Origin of the sequence: Erythrobacter sp. SG61-1L, from assembly GCF_001305965.1 — a bacterium.
Taxonomy (GTDB): Bacteria; Pseudomonadota; Alphaproteobacteria; order Sphingomonadales; family Sphingomonadaceae; genus Andeanibacterium.
Genome location: NZ_JXQC01000003.1, coordinates 210,932 through 229,412 on the forward strand (window position 1 = coordinate 210,932; position 18,481 = coordinate 229,412).

15 protein-coding genes are annotated in these 18,481 nt (G+C 61.4%); 7 read left to right on the top strand and 8 right to left on the bottom strand.

What is annotated here, in order from left to right; all coding sequences use genetic code 11:
• Positions 1-25 precede the first annotated feature (25 nt).
• The 6 genes from SZ64_RS01340 to SZ64_RS01355 form a co-directional block, all read right to left on the bottom strand.
• The gene (locus tag SZ64_RS01340) at positions 26-1,279 is read right to left on the bottom strand and encodes an MFS transporter (protein WP_156313405.1); all 1,254 of its coding nucleotides are present in this window, start codon (positions 1,277-1,279) and stop codon (positions 26-28) included.
• Complete coding sequence (locus SZ64_RS01345) at positions 1,276-1,956, bottom strand: isochorismatase family cysteine hydrolase (RefSeq protein WP_054529185.1); 681 nt, start codon at positions 1,954-1,956, stop codon at positions 1,276-1,278. Before SZ64_RS01345 ends, SZ64_RS01340 begins: the two co-directional genes overlap by 4 nt.
• Complete coding sequence (locus SZ64_RS01350) at positions 1,949-3,073, bottom strand: LLM class flavin-dependent oxidoreductase (RefSeq protein WP_054529186.1); 1,125 nt, start codon at positions 3,071-3,073, stop codon at positions 1,949-1,951. The genes SZ64_RS01345 and SZ64_RS01350 overlap by 8 nt, the downstream gene beginning before the upstream one ends.
• A 606-nt stretch (positions 3,074-3,679) precedes the next feature.
• On the bottom strand, positions 3,680-3,883 hold the full coding sequence (locus tag SZ64_RS18445; protein ID WP_156313407.1) for a hypothetical protein: 204 nt from the start codon (positions 3,881-3,883) through the stop codon (positions 3,680-3,682).
• A gap of 126 nt (positions 3,884-4,009) precedes the next feature.
• Positions 4,010-4,729 carry a hypothetical protein gene (locus SZ64_RS18450; protein ID WP_156313409.1) on the bottom strand — a complete coding sequence of 240 codons (720 nt, stop codon included), beginning with the start codon at positions 4,727-4,729 and terminating at the stop codon, positions 4,010-4,012.
• A 274-nt stretch (positions 4,730-5,003) separates the two neighbouring features.
• Positions 5,004-5,915: a ribokinase gene (locus SZ64_RS01355; RefSeq protein ID WP_054529187.1), complete on the bottom strand. Its 912-nt coding sequence runs from the start codon at positions 5,913-5,915 to the stop codon at positions 5,004-5,006.
• Between the two features lie 178 nt (positions 5,916-6,093).
• On the opposite strand from SZ64_RS01355, the gene SZ64_RS01360 reads away from it, so the two are divergent.
• From SZ64_RS01360 to SZ64_RS01370, 3 genes are read left to right on the top strand one after another with little or no spacing between them, the layout of a single operon-like run.
• Positions 6,094-6,936 carry an oxidoreductase gene (locus SZ64_RS01360; RefSeq protein ID WP_054529188.1) on the top strand — a complete coding sequence of 281 codons (843 nt, stop codon included), beginning with the start codon at positions 6,094-6,096 and terminating at the stop codon, positions 6,934-6,936.
• On the top strand, positions 6,929-7,615 hold the full coding sequence (locus tag SZ64_RS01365; RefSeq protein WP_054529189.1) for a cysteine hydrolase: 687 nt from the start codon (positions 6,929-6,931) through the stop codon (positions 7,613-7,615). Before SZ64_RS01360 ends, SZ64_RS01365 begins: the two co-directional genes overlap by 8 nt.
• The gene (locus SZ64_RS01370; protein ID WP_054529190.1) at positions 7,612-8,211 is read left to right on the top strand and encodes a nitroreductase family protein; all 600 of its coding nucleotides are present in this window, start codon (positions 7,612-7,614) and stop codon (positions 8,209-8,211) included. Before SZ64_RS01365 ends, SZ64_RS01370 begins: the two co-directional genes overlap by 4 nt.
• Positions 8,212-8,288: 77 nt before the next feature.
• Here the strand turns inward: SZ64_RS01370 and SZ64_RS01375 are convergent, their stop codons facing one another.
• Entirely contained in the window at positions 8,289-9,368 is a 1,080-nt protein-coding gene (locus tag SZ64_RS01375; protein WP_054529191.1) for a TauD/TfdA family dioxygenase, read from the bottom strand.
• A 377-nt stretch (positions 9,369-9,745) separates the two neighbouring features.
• Between SZ64_RS01375 and SZ64_RS01380 the strand changes: the two genes are divergently transcribed.
• From SZ64_RS01380 to atzF, 4 genes are all read left to right on the top strand, one after another.
• Entirely contained in the window at positions 9,746-12,127 is a 2,382-nt protein-coding gene (locus SZ64_RS01380) for a TonB-dependent receptor (protein ID WP_054532029.1), read from the top strand.
• Positions 12,128-12,250: 123 nt separating this feature from the next.
• Positions 12,251-13,648: an amidohydrolase family protein gene (locus SZ64_RS01385; protein ID WP_054529192.1), complete on the top strand. Its 1,398-nt coding sequence runs from the start codon at positions 12,251-12,253 to the stop codon at positions 13,646-13,648.
• Positions 13,649-13,778: 130 nt separating this feature from the next.
• A complete protein-coding gene (locus SZ64_RS01390; RefSeq protein WP_156313411.1) occupies positions 13,779-14,270 on the top strand; it encodes a VOC family protein in 492 nt (163 codons plus the stop codon).
• A gap of 58 nt (positions 14,271-14,328) precedes the next feature.
• A complete protein-coding gene (gene atzF, locus SZ64_RS01395; protein ID WP_054529194.1) occupies positions 14,329-16,113 on the top strand; it encodes an allophanate hydrolase in 1,785 nt (594 codons plus the stop codon).
• Between the two features lie 256 nt (positions 16,114-16,369).
• Here atzF and SZ64_RS01400 read toward each other — a convergent pair whose 3' ends face one another.
• Positions 16,370-18,469 (bottom strand): phospholipase C, phosphocholine-specific, encoded by a 2,100-nt coding sequence (locus SZ64_RS01400; RefSeq protein WP_054529195.1) that lies wholly within the window; start codon positions 18,467-18,469, stop codon positions 16,370-16,372.
• Positions 18,470-18,481 lie beyond the last annotated feature (12 nt).

Genomic DNA, 18,481 nt, shown 5'->3' on the forward strand with positions numbered 1-18,481 from the left:
TGACATACGGCCCGAAGGCCGCCGCTTAATGGGCGACGGCGACTGCGGCCCCTGCCGGAACCTTCCGCTCGCCGCGATAGGCGGGGAGAAGGAACAGCAGGGTGCTGCCAAGTCCCATCACCGCCATGGAGACGACGATTGCGTCGCGATAGCTGCCTACAGCGTCAAACGCGGCATCCAGCAGCACCGGAGTGATGCCCTGTCCGGCGATGACGGCGGAATACATCACGCCCAGGATCGCGCCGAAGTGACGCAGGCCGAAATAGCGGGCGATGAAGAAGGGCAGCGCGCCGAACTGGGCGCCCAGTGCAATGCCAAGGCAAACGCCTGCGCCGAGCAGCATGGGGGCCGAAGTGCCGAATTCCAGCAGGAACAGGCCGGGAATCGCCAGCGCATACATCGGCACCACTATCCGGGGCGTGTTCGCCTTGTCGAGCATGCGGCCGCTGGCGACCTGCCAGGCCGAGGCCGAAAGGGCGAAGACGCTGACCACGGCAGTGCCCAGGCCGAGGCTGTAGCCGCGGTCACCCACGATCGGCACGACATGGCTGAGGATGGCGGTGGAAATGCCGCCACCGGCAGCGATGGCGATCATCAGCAGCCAGAACGCGGGAACGCGCGCGGCTTCCTTCAGCGTCATCCCTTCCAGCTTCGCGCCGGCGGCGGCGCGCTGGGCGGGATCGCTGCGGCTGGGCACGTCATGCAGCAGGAAATAGAAGACCGGGAAGCCTACCAGCAGGATGATCCCGGCAATACCGAGATAGCCTGCGCGCCAGCCCATGGTGGAAACAAGGACAGCCGCGACAATCGGCATGATCGTTGAGCCAACGCCATTGCCGAAGCCGGAACTGAAGCCCATCGCCGTGCCGCGATTGCGGTCGAACCATTCGGCCACCAGCTTGGCGAACATTGCGGTGCTGGGCAGTGCGCCGAAGATGCCGATGGCCAGGAAGGTGAGATAGAACTGGGCAAGGCTGCCGCTGGTCAGCGACAGTGCCGCAATGGACAGGCCGAGCGCGACATTGCCGAACAGGATCATCTTGCGCGAACCGTGCTGGTCCGAATAGCGGCCCGCAAGCGGATAGGCGATGGCGCAGGATACGGCGATAATCGCCATCACCGCCGAGATGCTGGCACGGGTCCAGCCGAAATCTTGGGACAGCGGCACAAGGAACGTCCCGAACACCGCGTGGACCGTGGCCGTGGTGGAGAGCACGCTGCCGGTTGTCGCGGCGGCGAGCACGCCCATCTGGCGGCGGCTGTCGAAGAAACCGGTCATAGCGGCGCTCCTTGCGCATTATTCGCCCATGCCGAGACTACCGCATCGGCGGTCGTCAGCAGAGCGCAGTTCTTGTGGAGGACCTTGAGCGTTCCGGTGTGCAGTTCCTCTTCATAAGAGGCGCAGGCGTCGGAAACGACGAAGACGTGGAAGCCCCGGTGAAAACCGGCCCTTGTGGTGGCATCCACACAGCAATCGGTGGCTACGCCGGTCATCACCAGCGTGTCGATGCCGCGCGCACGCAACTGATCTTCCAGGTCGGTGCCGTGGAAACTGTCGTAAAGCAGCTTGGCGATTTCGATGTCGCCGGCTTCGGGCGCAACGCGGTAATAATCTGCCCCGCCATCCGCAGTGCGGCAGATCGCCTGACCGCCGGGCCGCCCCTTGCGGGCATAAAGCGCCTTGAGTGCATCGGAATCGGTTTCCGGTTCCGTCACCACGCGCATGAAGGCCACAGTGGCGCCTGCTGCGCGAGCCGCCGGAATGATTGCCTCGATCCGGTCGATGGCCGCTTCGGCCAGCGTCATGTCCACGCCAACACGCTTCAGCAAGCCGGACGGTCCGGCGAAATCGTTCTGGATGTCCACCACGATCAGTGCAGTCCTGGCCGGATCGATCAGCGGCGCAAGCGTTGCCGCATCCAGATGCGGCAGACCGGCAAGATCGGCCTCAGCCATGCACCGTTACCTTTTCACCAGCGGGAAAGCGTTCACGCAACGCGGGAAGCACCTTCTCGCCGAAGGTGGGAATACCCTTCAGATAATCGTCGAAGATCAGCATCAGCCCATCGGAGCCGGAGATTTCGAACAGGTCCGTCAGATATTGCAGTACCGTTTCCGGCGAACCTGCCACATGCGGGGCCATGAAGCCCGAACGCGCCTTGCGGGTGAAGTCGTTTTCCTTGCCGATCTCGCTGTCGAGGAAGCCATAGGCGCGCATCATGCCCGCCAGTGCGCCTTCATCGAAGCCTTCGCGGATCGCCTGAACCTTCTCTTCCGCCTCGGCATCGCTTTCGCCGAACACCAGGGTCATCATCGAATAGGTGCGGATCGAGCGGCCGACAGCGGCGGCATCGGCCTTGGCGGCCTCGCTCTCACGCTTCAGCTTCTCGTGCTGGCCGCCATAGAGGAAGATCGCGTCCATCTCGGCCGAGGTGAAGGCCATGCCCTGCTTGGACGTGCCCGCACAGACCAGGAAGGGCCGTGAAGAGGGCTTGGGCCAGCTGTGGCAGTCTTCCAGATTGAAATAATCGCCATGCTGGGTGACGCTGTCCTCGCTCCACAGGCCCTTGATCGCACGGATCCATTCGAGCGCGAGGTCATAGCGCTGATCGTGCCCGACATTTTCGGGCCATGCGCCCATCTGGTCGAACTCGCCGCGATAGGAGCCGGTCACGACGTTGAGGCCGGAACGGCCGTGGCTGATCTGGTCCAGCGTGGCGACCATCTTGGCGGCAACGGCGGGGTTCTGCAGCAGGGTGTGGATCGTCCCCCACACCTTCACCTTGCTGGTCGCTTCAGCGATGCCGGCAACGGTGAGGAAGGAATCCAGCTGTTCGTCCCAATGCCGGGTTTCGCCGCCATATCCGCGGAACTTGGCCATCGCCATGGCAAAATCCAGCCCGTGCTGTTCAGCAAGAACTGCCGAGGCCCGGCAATAGTCATAGGAACCGTCGATCTCCGGCTTGTTCTTCGACATGATCCAGCCGCCATTGGCGATGGGCAGGAAAACCCCCAGATCCTTGCCACCAGTATCGGAAGGCAACCCGAAGGGCGTGTGCTCAAGCTCGCTCATATCTCTTCGATTCCGTATTACTGTTGGCGGAACCGAACTTATGCCTTGTGCGCAGGCGATCTTGATTGGGGGCGTAGTTTAATTTGGCGGGCTTGTTCCCTGTCCGGTTGATGGGAGGAAGCGGAGCTTGCTCTGCAAAGGCCCGAGGCGCGTGGACCTGTCCGGCAGCTTGCCCAATGGCGGCTTTTTGCGATCTTTGACCGGAAGGGGTCATTCCGGAAACGATGACATTGCGGACACTCGCCATTCATGTTTTCATCGCGGCGTGGGCGACCGAAAGCACCTTCCCGATCCAGTCAGCTATTGCCGAGCTTTGCCTGATGAGAAGGTTCGGGCCTATCGCTCCATCTTCGGCACGGAATCACGCGAGTGGATCATCGCAAAACGCGAATTAGCTCGACGCAAATTTCCACGTTGGAAGCGCTACATCTACGATCGCTTGAACTGCGGCTATTGGCTTCCCTGGGATCCACCTGAACCAGACTAGATGGTAGGAGTGATGCGAACCAATGTCCGCTAACCCCAACTTTCCAGTCAATCAGGTTGGCAGCCAGGCGGTTCGTTAGCTGCCCATAGTTCAGGCTGACTGCAAAGGGCGGCTATCCTTCAATCTGCACCAAAAGCGGCCTCTCCGGAGACGACAATATTGCGGACGTCTGCGCTATCGTCATGCTGAACTTGTTTCAGCAACCATGTATCCTCACGAACTGCCGTGCGATCCGGAGAAATGGATCCTGAAACAAGTTCAGGATGACGGGTAAGATGCCCGCTCTCCACCCAAGAAATGCCGAATGCCGCCAGCCCGGACATGACAACATTGCGCACGTTTGCAACCAGCTAGGCTTTCACCACAAGCGGATCAAGTTCTCAATCTTGTCAAGAACGAACGGGTGAGCGCATCACATGTAAGTCACCTCCGTTGAGCGCCTTGAGCAGTCACCAAGGTCTATTATCGACAAAGAAGTCTAGCATCACTCCAACGGTCCTATCTTCGGCATCAGCCAACCTATATGCCGGATAGTCACCTCTGCTATGGCCACCATGAAACAGTATGGCCGCACTTGATCCTTCTTTATTCTCTATCCTGATTGATTTGGATCGAGCGTTTTCTTCATCAGAGGCTTGCTCGCGAAAAAGGTCCATAACCCGCAACGTCCATCGACCTGCGTGACCCCCCGCTACTTCTTGTAGCACTCCTGAACCCGCAAAAGCAAAGAACCGCCCGGCGATGCCAAGCTCTTTGCCATGCTCATCCATAAGGGAGCTAATCGACACAACATCATGTTTGGGTTGAAGAAGAGCAAACGCATGGGAGATGTGCTCCTCATAATCATCTGTTCTCTTATCTCCCATATGTGCGATGATTAATGTGATTTCATATTCACCCGGATTAACCTTTGTTGTGAAACCATCATGGGGCAAATCCCCATCGGCGATTGTCAGAAGGCCATTCGTGAGTGCAATGGTTCCCGCACAAAGCCTTCGACTATTGACGAGAGAATTATTCCAGGCTTCGCCCAATCGTTCCGTCCAATCAGGATCAGGGCGGACTCGATATCTGACGAGTGGATTTAGAGGGTCTTCGACCAAGGAGGCATCATTTTTGGCCTCGATTTCCGCCATCGTCTGGGCCGACAAGCCGATACGTGCAGCCAAGGCTCTAAATCTCGACCACATCTCACTTCTCAGCCAAGCTGGATATCATGGATTCTTCATAGCCAATCTGGGCAAAAGAGGACAGTCCGCTTCCCACCCCAGAAATGCCGAATGCCGCCAGCTTCGCTTCCGACAGGCTCAGGATGAGCGGGCGTGGTGGCTTGGGATAAGGATTCTACTCACTTACCTTCGTCATTCCCGCGAAGGCGGGAATCCAGATCAACGGTAGCCACTGGATTCCCGCCTTCGCGGGAATGACGAAGTGGGGTCTGGCTCACACCCCGCCCGTCAGTGCCGCCTCCGCTTCGCTGCGCGACGGCATGGCGGGAATTGCGCCCTGCTTCTGCGTGCAGAGTGCGGCGGCGGCATTGGCGAGGGGCAGGGCTTCTTCCACCGATTCTCCCGAATCGATCAGGGCAGCAAGGGCGCCGCAGAAGCAGTCGCCCGCGCCGATCGTGTCGATCGGGCTGACTTTCAGGGCGGGGGCATGGAAATGCCGGTCTGCCCACACCGCCACGGCGCCCAGTGCCCCCAGCGTCACGATCACGATCTGGCCGTCCCGTTCGATCAATTGGCGTGCGATCAGGGCGTCCTCGGCGCTCTGCGGCGCGTCGGAAAGGCCCAGATAATGTGCCAGCTCATGCTGGTTCACGATCAGGATGTCGGTATGTTCGAACAGATGCGCGGCCTCGCGCAAGGCGGGCGCAGCGTTGAGAATGCGGACGCGATCCTGTGCGTCGGGCGCAGTGAAGAAGGCGCGAACTGTGTCCGCCGGGATTTCCAACTGCGCCAGCAACACTCGGGCATCGGCTCCGATCTGTGTGGCCTGATCCGGCTCCACCGCTTCATTGGCACCGGGATTCACGATGATCTGGTTCTCTCCGCTGCAATCGACGGCGATGGAGGCAAGGCCGGTCGCCATATCTTGCAGCGCGGCGATTGCCTGCGTGTCGACGCCATGTTCCTCCAGCATGCCGCACATCCACCGGCCGCCGTCGTCACCGCCGACTGCGCCAATCATGCGGGTGGTCGCGCCCATGCGCGCCGCGGCGACTGCCTGATTGGCTCCCTTGCCGCCCGGCAGGCGGGCGGAGCGGAACGAAAGCACGGTCTCGCCCGGACGGGGAAGATCCTTCACTGACTGGATCAGGTCGACGTTGATCGATCCTGCAACCTGAACTGCCATAATTGCCTCCCTCTAGGACGATATGTGGCAGCATTCCTCAGCACGGACGCCGGGTGGATCGCAACCGGAACGCCATCCTGTGCGCCAGCGGACAACAAATGCGGTTTGCCCTGCAAAGCGCTCTGCGCAGCCTGGCGTAGACAACGCGGGTAACGCAAAACGAAAAGGTCCATTCGAAATGACGAACTGGTTGATTACGGGAATTGGCGGCGGTCTGGGGCGTGAACTGGCCAAGGCCGCGCTGGCACGGGGCGACAAGGTGTTCGGCACGTCGCGCAGTCAGGAAAGCTGCGACGCGTTCGAAGCACTGGCGCCGGGGCAGGCCTTTGCCGCCGTGCTCGATTTCTCGGACAAGGAAGCGCCCGCGCGCGTGGTTGCCGAGGCTGAAGAAAAGCTGGGCGGGATCGACCGGCTGGTGAACAATGCCGGTTTCGGCATGGTCGGCGCGATCGAGGAAGTCTCGGCCGAGGAAATGCGCGCCCTGTTCGACGTGAACGTGTTCGGTGCGATCTCGATGATCCAGGCCGTGCTGCCCTATATGCGCGAGCGTGGGGCCGGCCATGTGGTGAACATCACTTCGGTCAGCGGCCTTGCTCCCTGGGCTGGCACCGCGCTCTACGGCGCCAGCAAATATGCGCTGGAATGCATCGGCCAGACGCTGGCGCAGGAAGTCGGCCCGATGGGCATCCGCGTGACCAATGTGGCGCCGGGCGGCATGCGCACGGAATTTGCCGGTGGATCGCTGCGCGTCGCGGCCAAGGACATCCCGGCCTATGAAGATACCGCCCACTTCGCCAAGCGTTCGCTGGCCGAAGGGCAGGGCAAGGAAAAGGGCGATCCGGCGCTGGCCGCTGCTGCCATCATCGGCGCGCTGGACCAGGCAGAACCGCCGCTGCACCTGCTGCTGGGCAAGGATGCGCTCCATTACGCGGAAGGGCAGACCGATCTGCTCCGTTCGGAAATGGAAAAGTGGAAGAGCTATTCGCTCTCCATCGCCTATCCGGAATATGCCGATGCATGATGCCTTTCTCCCCGAATGGGCGGTGGAGCGCGGCAAGTGGCTCAACTCCTTCGGGGAGATCGACCCGGCGCGCACGGCGCTGGTGATCGTCGATATGCAGGGGGCGTTCGTCGCGCAGGGGGAGATTTTCGGAAATCCCCATGCAGAGGCGATTATCCCCGCCGTCAACCGCCTTGCCGCCGCCATGCGCGCGGCGGGCGGAACGGTGATCTGGACCCGCCAGACCGTGAGCGAGGAAGCCCCGCTCGCCATGGCGCCATGGCAGTATGATCCGACGGACGCCCGGGTAAGGGAAGCGATCGACGCGCTCACTCCGGGTGCCGCGTCGCACGGACTGCACCCCGATATGGTCGCCGCCGGTTCCGATCTGGTACTCGACAAGTACCGATACAGCGCCTTTGGGTGCCCGTCAGGCGCCCTTGAGGCAGCCTTGAGGCAACGCGGGATAGAGATGCTGGTGATTGCCGGAACGCTCACCAATGTCTGCTGCGAAAGCACCGCGCGAGACGGCTATATGCGCGGATTCAAGGTGATTTTTCTCTCCGATGCGACGGCCACGGTCTGCGACGAGGAACACAATGCGGCGCTGCTGAGCCTGCGCCTGCACTTCGCCGATGTGCGGGATACTTCCGCCGTCATTTCCATGCTGGAACAGCACTCTAATCAGGTAACTTCATGACCGTTCACGATACCAGAGCGACCGAACACCCGATCCACGAAGTCTTCACCCGCCGCTGGTCTCCCCGTGCATTCGACCGCACGCCGCTGGAAGAAAGCGAGCTTTTCCGCCTGATCGAAGCCGCGCGCTGGGCGCCGTCAGCCTTCAATGTCCAGCCCTGGCGGTTCCTGTACGCCCTGCGCGACAGTGCCGACTGGGAGCGTTTCTTGGAAATCCTGGTGCCGTTCAACCGGGCATGGGCGGCCAATTCCGGGGCGATCGTCTTCATTCTGTCGGACCGCTATGTCCGCGATGAGACGGGGGCGCCCAAGGAAGAGCTTTACAGCCATGCTTTCGATGCCGGTGCCGCCTGGGGCCAGCTTGCTTTGCAGGCCATCCATGACGGGCTGCATACCCACGGCATCACCGGGCTGGATTTCGAAAAGGGTTACAGGGAACTGGGCATCCCGGAAGACTTCCGCATCGAGATGGCCGTAGCCATCGGGCGGACCGGCGATCCGGAGGAACTGCTGCCCGACTATCTGCGCGCCCGCGAAGTTCCCTCGGGCCGCATGGGAATTTCCGAGCTGGCATTCCCCGGAAACTTTCCGGGTTAAGAACCTCCAGATAAAGAAAAAGGCCCGGAAAGCGATCCTGCTTTCCGGGCCTTTTCATTTGGCGCCGTGGCGCCCGATCATGTGATCAGGCGCGGTACGCAAACTTCGCGGATGCTGAAGTGCGCATCGGGATGCTCGGTCTTGCCGTCGCGCGGGGCGGAGCGAATCTGCACCACACCGTTCTTGCCGAAGCCCTCCACCACCGGACGGCCGGCGTCGCGGTGCAGCCACAAGCGCAGCAGGTGGCGGCGGCGCTGCGGTTCGGGGAAATCGTAGAAGGTAGTCCGGGCATGAAGCGCGGCATAGTTGGACAGCCACTGGATGTCGCCGGGGCGGAAATCCATTTCGATGGCCATGCCTTCTTCATAGGTGATCTTGTCGAACAGCTCGAGCACTTCGACCTGTTCCGGGGTCAGCTTCGGCACGCCCGGATAGTTCTGGGCAGTGATGATGTAGAGCGATCCGGCATACATGCTGAACACGCCTTCTTCCATGCTGATCACCGGCGAAGTGTAGGTATCGGCCGGGGCTTCCTGATCCTGGCGGCGCCAGTCCCAGTGGAAGGGTTCGAGCAGCAGTGGAGCGAGATCCGGGCGGCGCTTGAGGATCTCGTTATAGATCTGCGCGCCGGAAACGAGGCAGGATGCGCCGCCGGCCATGGCCGGACGCAGGCACATCAGGGCCACCACGTCCGAACTGTCGGAGTGGTAGACGAGCTGGTCGCGTACCTTGGAGGACTTGGCGGTGGGATCGTCCATCGTCTTGTCGGACGTGGCATAAACGTGGTCGATCAAATCGCCCATTTCGTTCTGGCGGATCGGATCGCCCATGTAGAGGCCGAGAATGTAGTAGATGGCCGAGGAAAGCGCGTCGGAATAAAGATAGGTGCGCAGCCCGCGAACGAGAACGAAGCCGCGGCCATAATCCACGTCCTTGCCCCATTCGGCTACTGCATCGGCGCAGGCGACCAGCGGATAGTCTTCCTTCTGTACGAAGCGCAGGTCCGGGTCTTCTTCAACGAAGCGCTTGCCCAGTTCCTCTAGCTCCGCGACCTGTTCGTCGGACAGCAGGTAAACCCAGTCCTGCCGGGCCGAAAGTTCGTCACCGCGCCAGGCGGCCTCGGTGCGCACGGGTTCCAGCTCGGTAATCACGGACATCGGACAGTCTCCTTGTTCGGCCAGTCTCGCGGAATCGACACAGCTGTAACGTGCCTGCCGCAATATTGTGTCTATCCCGAGTTGCGAAAAGCATCTTGGCCGGTCGTGCAGAATTTCTGTTCCGGGCGCGAATCATATGCGTTCTGAGGCAAAGCGCCTCCCGACCATTAACCATCCCGATATGGGAAACTGCCCCGGTGCGAGGGGTGGAGGCGCGATCGCGTCAACAAGTTCTGCGCGACTCCTCAAGATTGGAACGCCGCTTGATGGCTCAATGTAAGGCAAGCGGTACCCCGGCAAACGGGGGCCTCTCAACAGGGTATGAGATGAGGGTGCCTCGAGCGGGTTTCGATTCCAATCGGGGAAGCGCGATGACCATGACAAGAAATAACAATCGTAAGTTTCTGCTCGCCGGGGTTGCTCTGGCCGTTTTGGCGCCCAGCAGCGCCTGGGCGGAAGAAGCAGCTGTTGAATCCGGCGAATATGAGAACGAAATCGTCATTACGGCGACGAAGCTCAACACCAGCCTGCAAGATGCATCGCTTTCGGCAACGGCAGTTACCGCCGATACGCTGAAGCAGAACAACATCACCGACGTCACCGGCCTTAACGGCAGCGTGCCCAGCCTCGTGGTCGCCAAGAGCGGCGGCGGCGAGCGTATGGTCACCATTCGCGGTATCGGTTCCGAAACTCCGGAAAACCTGAACTCGCAGCCGGGCGTTTCCTACCACATCGATGGTGTCTACATCTTCAACTCGATCGCCGCCAACGCGGCCTTCGTGGATGTCGGCCAGGTCGAAGTCCTGCGCGGCCCGCAGGGCACTACCTTCGGTCAGGGTTCGACCGGCGGTACGATCAACGTCGTGTCGCGCGAACCGCTGCTCGGCAAGTTCGGCATGAACGGCGAAGTCGGCCTGGGCAATTACAACCTGATGAATGCCGAACTGGGCATGGACGTGCCGGTTGGTGAAACCCTTGCATTCCGCGTCTACGGCAACCGCCGCAAGCATGATGGCTATGCATATGCCACCGACGTCGAAGGCTACGACAAGTACGAGCTGGACGACGAGGACTCGACCTCGTGGAAGGCCATGATGCGCTGGGAGCCGACCGACAATCTGAAGGTCACGCTCGCCACCATCCAGTATGACAGCGACACCCACGGCCCCGCACAGAAGAACGTGCTGGATCCCTCGGAAGATCCGCGCATCGTGACCCAGGACTATCCGGGCCGCTCGGTCGTGAATACGGACCTGTATTACGGCACCATCGCGCTGGATCTGGATTTCGCCACGCTGAAGTCCATCACCAGCTACCAGAAGCTGCACAGCGAACAGAGCTGGGACGGCGACGGCCTGAATGCCGACCTGTTCAGCGATGTCACCTACTGGGTTGGCGCGAACCCCTGGGAAACGGGTTACTTCAACTACGACCACGTCGCCCTGTGGGAAAGCAACAACGAAAGCTGGACCCAGGAAGTCAACCTGGCATCCAACGGCGAAGGCGCGTTCAACTGGATCGTCGGCGGTGTGTATCTCTGGTCCAAGAACGACCAGTACATTGTCGAATATCGTGGCGCTGACGACGTGCTGGTGCGCGATCCGCTTCCCTCGAGCGCTTCGTGGGACGATCCCAACGTCCAGTATCTGACCTATGCCAGCCTGCAGTCGGCTACCCGCAAGGCATGGGCCGCCTACTTCCAGGGCACCTATGACGTGACCGACAAGTTCTCGGTTACTGCCGGCATCCGTTACAACCATGACGAATATAGCGGCACGAGCGACAGCATCAGCGGCGGTGAAACGCCCTATACTTCGGGTCCGTACATCCAGCCTTCGGTCAGCCCGGGCCTTTCGACCAACGAATGGACCGGCAAGTTCGCGCTGGAATACAAGTGGACGCCGGAAAACATGGTCTATGCCAGCTATACCCGCGGCTTCAAGCCGGGCGGTCTTAACGGCAATTCGACCTCTTACGTGAACTTCGGTTGGGAAACCGGCATCAAGCCGACCTATCAGCCGGAAATCGTGGACTCGTTCGAAATCGGTACCAAGAACCGCTTCTTCGACAACGCGCTGCAGCTCAACCTGTCGGGCTTCTACTACAAGTACAAGAACATGCAGTTCCTCGATGAGGATGCGATCCTGTACGGCGAAGGCACGGCCAATGCTCCCAGCGCGAAGATCTACGGTCTCGAACTGGAAGCCAACTATCGGATCACCGATAGCTTGCGCCTGGAAACCAGCCTGTCGCAGCTTAACGGCGAATTCGACGAGGACTACTACGCCCTCGATCCGGTTGATGCTCTCGCTGCCCAGAATGCAGCCGGCTATCCCGACTGGCTGTTCTGGTCGAACTACTATGCCGCTTCGCTCGCTCGCGAAGGTGCACGTTCGAACATCAACGGCAACAAGGTGCCCAAGCTGCCGAAGTGGCAGGGTTCGGCCGCGCTCGTCTATGACGGCAAGGTTGGCCCGGGTAATCTGACGGCCCGCGTGCAGTACCAGTATCGCGGTGAGTTCTTCTACCGCGTGTTCAACAACGAGTTCTACGACACGACCCCGGCCTACAGCGTAGTGAACCTGTTCGTTCGCTACGAACCCGAAGGCAGCCCGGTCTATGTCACTGCTTCGGTCAGCAACCTGTTTGACGAAGCCGGCGTGAACTCGCGCTTCTCGGATCCCTACGGCAGCTCGCAGGGCTTCGAAACCTACATCGCGCCTCGCCAGGCGATCTTCTCGGTCGGCTTCAAGTTCTGAGCCACCGGCATTCCACCCTTGCGGGCGGAATGATTTGAAGAAACAGAATTGCGGCTCCTTCCCGTCCGCATACGGGAAGGGGCCGTAACCACGTTTGAAACGGGCATATTGGAAACGGATTGCATGACCGAAAAGCCGATTATCGAAGCCGATCTCCTCATCACCGGCGCGGAAATCATCACCATGAACGCCCAGCGTCATGTGATCCGCGACGGGGCGTTGGCCATCAAGGGCAACCGCATCGTGATGGTGGGCAAGCGGGAAGAAGCGGAACGCATCGTCCGCGCGAAGGAAACGCGCGACGGCAGCAACTTCGTGATCTCGCCGGGTTTCGTCGACGGCCATATCCACATTACCGCCGATCCGCTGACCCGCGGTTTCGTGCGCCGCGTTCCAACCGATAGCTGGAACGACAATCTCACCAAGTGGGTCATCCCGCTGTTCAAGTCGCAGACCCCGTCGGACGAGAAACTCGCCGCCCAACTGTCTGCGCTGGCGATGATCCGTTACGGCACTACCACTTTCCTCGAAGCGGGCACGGTGATCCATCTCGACGATGTGATGGAAGGCCTTGCCGAGGCAGGCATTCGTGGCCGCGTGGGCCAGTGGGTCGAAGGCCGGGCCTACGATCCTTCCGCCGATCAGGCTGCCAAGATCGCCGATGCGATTGCACTGCTGGAAGGGGAAGTGGAAGCCTATCCCGACGATGGCGATTGCATGCTGGCCTGCTGGCCGGTGCTGGTCGGCCATTCGACCAATCCTGACGAGGTCTGGCTGGCCGCAAAGGCACTGGCCGACGCCAAGGGGCTGAAGGTTTCTGCCCATATGAGTCCGCGCCAGTCAGATCCTGACTGGTTCATGGCCCGTTATAACCGCCGCCCGATGGAACACCTTGCAGACATTGGCGCGCTGGGCCCCAATGTCTGCATCACGCACCTTGCCGCGATCGACCGCAGCGAGATGGAACTGGTGGTGGAAACCGGAACGACCTGCATCCATTGCCCCGATGCCGCCTTCAAGGGCGGTATGGGCCTGGCCAAGCAGGGCCTGCATCTCGAAATGATGGAAGGCGGGGCCACGGTGATGTTGGGGACGGACGGCAATGCGACCGATATCCTGTCTTCCGCGCGCCTGATGGCTGCCGGCTATCGCGATGCGCGTGGCGATCAGGATCTGCTGCCTTCCACCACCTTGATGGAACTGATGACCGTCAACGGTGCGAAGGGCATGGGCTGGGAAGACCGGATCGGCACTCTCGCCCCCGGCTACAAGGCCGATTTCGTACTGCATGACACGCGCCTGCTTGAATGGGGGCCGATCTTCGATTCGGTTGGCCAGCTTGCCCAGCATGCGCCGCCGAACGGTGTTCACAGTGTGTGGATCGACGGTCGTCAGGTGCTCGACGGTGGGCGCAACCTGCTGCTCGACGAGGAGAAACTCCTCGCAGAAGCGGTGCCTGCCGGGAAGGCGCTGGTTGAACGCACCGGGCTGCCGATCCGAACGCCGTGGCCCATCCTCTGAGATGACGGAAATGCGTCGCGACACGCCATGTCGTGCGCGTAGAGTTCAAAATCTGGGCATCAGTGGCAAAGTGCCCATGCGTCTGCGGTGATAGGTTGCAGGCCAATCCGTAGTGGAAGGAAGCACCAAGGTGAATCAGATCGTTCATTCGGTTGGCCCCAAGAAGGCCACCTGGACCCACCTCGCACTCGCTGTCAAAAGCGTCGATGACACTATCGCCTGGTATGAAAAGTACACGCATCTGCGTGTTCTGCGCCAGCGCGAAGACGAGGATGGGAAGAACGTCTGGCTTGCCGATCCGAACGAGAAGGATCGCGCATTCGTGCTCGTGGCCGGGCAGTTCTTCGAAGGCCATGATCCCTTCGCACCCAAGCAGCACCTTCCGCTGGGGCCCTTTGCTCATATCGGCATCGAACTGCCCACCAAGGAAGCGGTTGACGCTGTGGCCGAACTGGGCCGTGAAGGCGGCTGCCTTGCCCTGGGCCCGATGCAGTTTCCCAAGGAAGACGTGGGCTACATCTGCTTCCTGAAGGATCCGGACGGGAACACGATCGAATTCTCCTACGATCAGGGCGTGTTTGAAACGGCTCGCGAACTCTGGCAGGTTGGCGTCGACGCATGATTGTGCTGGCGGGCGCCTTCGGGCGCCCGGTAGCTTCCTTATCTGATGGAGTAGCGGAATGAGCGAACGTATCGGGCCGTTCGGCTCGATCGGGGTAATCCTGTCTGCGGTGCGTTCGGGCGAAAGTTCGGCGGTCAAGATCGCGCAAGATGCCCTTGCACGTGCGGATGCCTATGAGGCTGTGCAACCGCAGGTCTGGATTTCGCGGGTTCCCGCCGCCGATGTGCTGGCCGCCGCCGCCGAGGTGGACCGCAGGATTGCCGCGGGGGAAGACCTTCCGCTCGCGGGCGTCCCTTTCGCCGCCAAGGACAATCTCGACGTTGCCGGGATGGTGACGACGGCAGCCTGCCCTTCGGCAGGCTATGTTCCCGAACGCTCGGCACGAGTGGTGGAACTGCTGCAGGTGGCCGGTGCAGTGCTGATCGGCAAGACCAATCTGGACCAGTTCGCTACCGGCCTTGTGGGGACTCGTTCCCCCTACGGCGCCTGTGGCTGCGTATTCGACAAGGCCTTCGTCTCGGGCGGATCGAGTTCAGGCTCTGCCGTTTCAGTCGCGGCCGGTGTAGTCGCCTTTGCGCTAGGCACCGATACGGCGGGTTCAGGCCGGGTTCCCGCAGCGTTCAACGGCCTTGTCGGGCTGAAGCCCACCAAGGGCCGCTGGAGCACTCGCGGATTGCTTCCGGCCTGCCGCTCGCTCGATTGCGTCAGCGTGTTCGCCCATTCGCTGGAGGATGCCCGCGCGGTGGACGCCGTGCTGACATCTTTCGACGAGGAAGACATCTATTCGCGCGAGGCCGGCGCTTTCGCTGCACCCGAAAAGCCGCGCATCGGCATTCCCCGCAAGGAAGATTTGCACTTCCTGGGCGACGAGGATTCCGCCGCTTTCTACGCCGAGGCTGCGCGTCATGCCGCCACGCTGGGCGAAGTGGCGGAAGTGGATATTTCCCAACTGCTCGATTGCGCGCAGCTGCTCTATTCCGGCCCTTGGGTGGCGGAACGCACTGCCGCGCTGAAGGATCTGCTGGAAACCAACCCCAAGGCGATCCACCCGGTCGTGCGCGGGATCGTCCAGTCTGGTGTGAGCAAGAGCGCGGTCGATGCCTTCGAGGGGCAATATGCCCTCAAGCACTATGAACGGGCCGCACAGGCCATCTGGCGCGCGGTGGACCTGCTGGTGCTGCCCACCACGCCCACGATCTACACCAAGGATCAATTGCTGGCCGATCCGGTGGCGCTGAACAGCAATCTGGGCCTCTACACCAATTTCGTGAACCTGCTGGACATGAGCGCGCTGGCCATTCCGGCAGGGTTCCGCGCCAATGGTACGGGTTTCGGCATCACGCTGATGGGCCCGGCATGGGCCGATGGCTTCCTGCTCGATTTCGCTTCCGCCTTTCAGGAGAACCAGACCATGTCCGCCACGCCGCCGCTCGACGAAACGCCGCACAAGGCGGACATCCATCTCGCCGTGGTGGGCGCGCATCTGCATGGCATGCCGCTCCACTTCCAGCTGGAAGAACGCAATGCCCGGCTGGTCCGTAAAGCCAAAACCGCGCCCGCCTATCGCCTCTATGCAATGGAAACCACGCCGCCCAAGCCGGCACTGATCCACGTGGGCGAAGCGGATGGTTCTGCGCTGGAACTGGAAATCTACGAGATGGATTACGCCAGCTTCGGCAGCTTCGTGGAAGAAGTTCCCGCGCCGCTGGCCATCGGCACGGTGACGCTGGACGATGGCAGTGAAGTGAAAGGCTTCGTGGCCGAACCCCGTGCGATGGAGGGATCGAAGGACGTCACGTCGTTTGGCGGCTGGCGGGCCTATATTGCCTCGCTGAAGGGGTAGGGGCTTTTACACCCAAACCCGTTCGTCCTGAGCCTGTCGAAGGACGCGCGAGACGTTAATTGTTGGGGCATTGTAGCATCGCCAGTTCGCGTTCGGCATCCGGCCGAGGCGGCCCCTTGATCAATGGGTAGTGCGCGTCCTTTGACAGGCTCAGGACGAACGGTGGCTGGGGCGAGGAATGAAAGCCGGATGGGGCGGCGTTCATCACCCTGTCCGGACAAACGCCCGGCGCTCGGGCGCCGCGCTCTCCCAACTCTCAGGCCCGCATTAGCGGATCGCTCATGCCCGGTTTACCGTCTTCGATGCGGCCCGCGAGGCGGATGGTCCAGCCTTCCGCGTCGATAGTGAAATCGTACCAGCCATGGCTCTGCGAGGTGGGCCAGCTGGCGTTGGCTTTCTTTCCTTGTGCCAGCGCAAGCTGCTTGCGCGGGTTCGCACCGTACAGATCATTGCCCAGCGTCAGGGCGAGATCGCCTTGTGTGGCGTTTTCCAGCGTCAGGCCGACCGACTGGCCTGCTGTATCGTAGCGTGCAGTGAAGGCGGGCAGGGCGGCGCCGGCACGTGCGGTGAAGGAACGCATGAAGCCGTTGGGGCCAAGCACCAGCAGGTCCGCACCCTGTGCCGGGTCGATCGCCCATTCGTCGCTCAGCGCCTTGCCCGCTTCCACGCAATAGCGGCGCGGGATGCGGTCGAGGTGGAGCTTGTCATAGACGTGGAAGGTGGTACCCACCTTGCCATCGTTGATGAAGCCGAGCGTGATCGCCTTGCCGGCGGCCCTTGCGTCGACATGCAGCACATAGGGCAGCGGGCGCGCACGGCGCAGGCCTTCTTCCTGAAACAGCCCTTCATCCGCGCGCGGGGGCAGGATCTTGGGGCGCTTGAGGTGCTCGGCCAGCACCGCCACCGAACCGCTTGCATCGGGCAGGGCGGGGAAGGCGGCATCGCCTTCCATGCTGAAATCGAAGCAGGATGTCAGGTCGCCGCACATCTTTCGGTGCCACGGGCTGATTGCCGGGATGGTCACGCCGAAGCGCTGCTCGAGGAAGCGGCCGACCGAGGTATGGTCGAATGTCTCCGAACTTACCCAGCCGCCCTTGCTCCAGGGGGAGACGACATAGAGCGGAACGCGCGGCCCGAGGCCGAAAGGGCGGGTGGTGCCGGAGACATTGTCGTCGCGCGAGGTATATTTGTCTTCGTGGTCGTCGAAATATTCGCCGTCCAGCGGGAAGGTCGATTTGCCGGCCAGCGTGCCATCGAGATTGTAGGAAGGCGGGGCGGGCGGGGGCAGATGGTCGAATAGCCCGTCATTCTCGTCGAAGGTCTGGAAGAAGACAGTGCTGGCCCAGACATCCGGATTGGCAGTGAGCGCGTCGAGAATGCGGGCGGTATATTCCGCGCCTTCGATGGGAGTGGAGGCCGACGGGTGTTCCGACCATTCCTTTGGCGGCAGCACCCAGGATACGGCGGGCAGGGTGTCGTCCAGCACGTCCTGTTCCAGTTGTTCGAGCGACCAGTGCTTCATCCCGCGCTCGTAAAGTGGTTCGCCCGGCTTGCAGTTGCGGAAGCCACGGAAGGCCAGCCCGCCATGCATCGCGCCGGTCCAGTTATCGTTCGGGTCCTGATAGATGCGCCAGTCCACCCCGTGCTGTTCCAGCACTTCGGGGATGGTCTGCCATTCCAGATCGTTACCGGCATAGGTGTAGCCCGGTTCGGGCAATGACCCCTTGATCCAGCAGCGCAGATTGTTCGGCTCGGACTTGTCCTCGCGGCAATTGCGGCCTGCGGCCTGTTCGGCCGGGTCGAAGTTGGAGCCGGACCAGAACACGATCCGGTTGGGATCGGTGCCGGTGGTGATGGAGCAGTGATAGGCGTCACAAATGGTGAAGGCCTCTGCCAGCGCGAACTGGAAGGGGATGTCCTCGCGCTTGTAATAGCCCATGGAATAGTCGGTCTTGAACTTGGGCCACATGCCGAAGCTGCCCTGGTTCCATGCTGCCTGTGCGTCGGAAAAGCTGTGCGGCGTGCCGGGCACTTTCATGCCGTTGGTCTTTTCCGTGTCCAGCCAGAAGGGCGGTAGCACGCGCGCGCCATTATGCTGTTCCCACACGCTGCGTCCACCAGGTAGCGGCACGGTGTGCCGGTCACCAAAGCCGCGAACGCCTTTCATTGTGCCGAAATAGTGATCGAAGCTGCGGTTTTCCTGCATCAGGATCACGATGTGTTTCACATCCCTGATAGTGCCCGATACGCGCTTGGCAGGCAGGGCCAGTGCCCGTTCGATGCTGAGCGGAAAGGCGGAGGCGGCGCCCAGCGTGCCGATGCCTTTCAGAAAATCGCGCCTGTTGTTCTTCACCACGGGACACTCCTG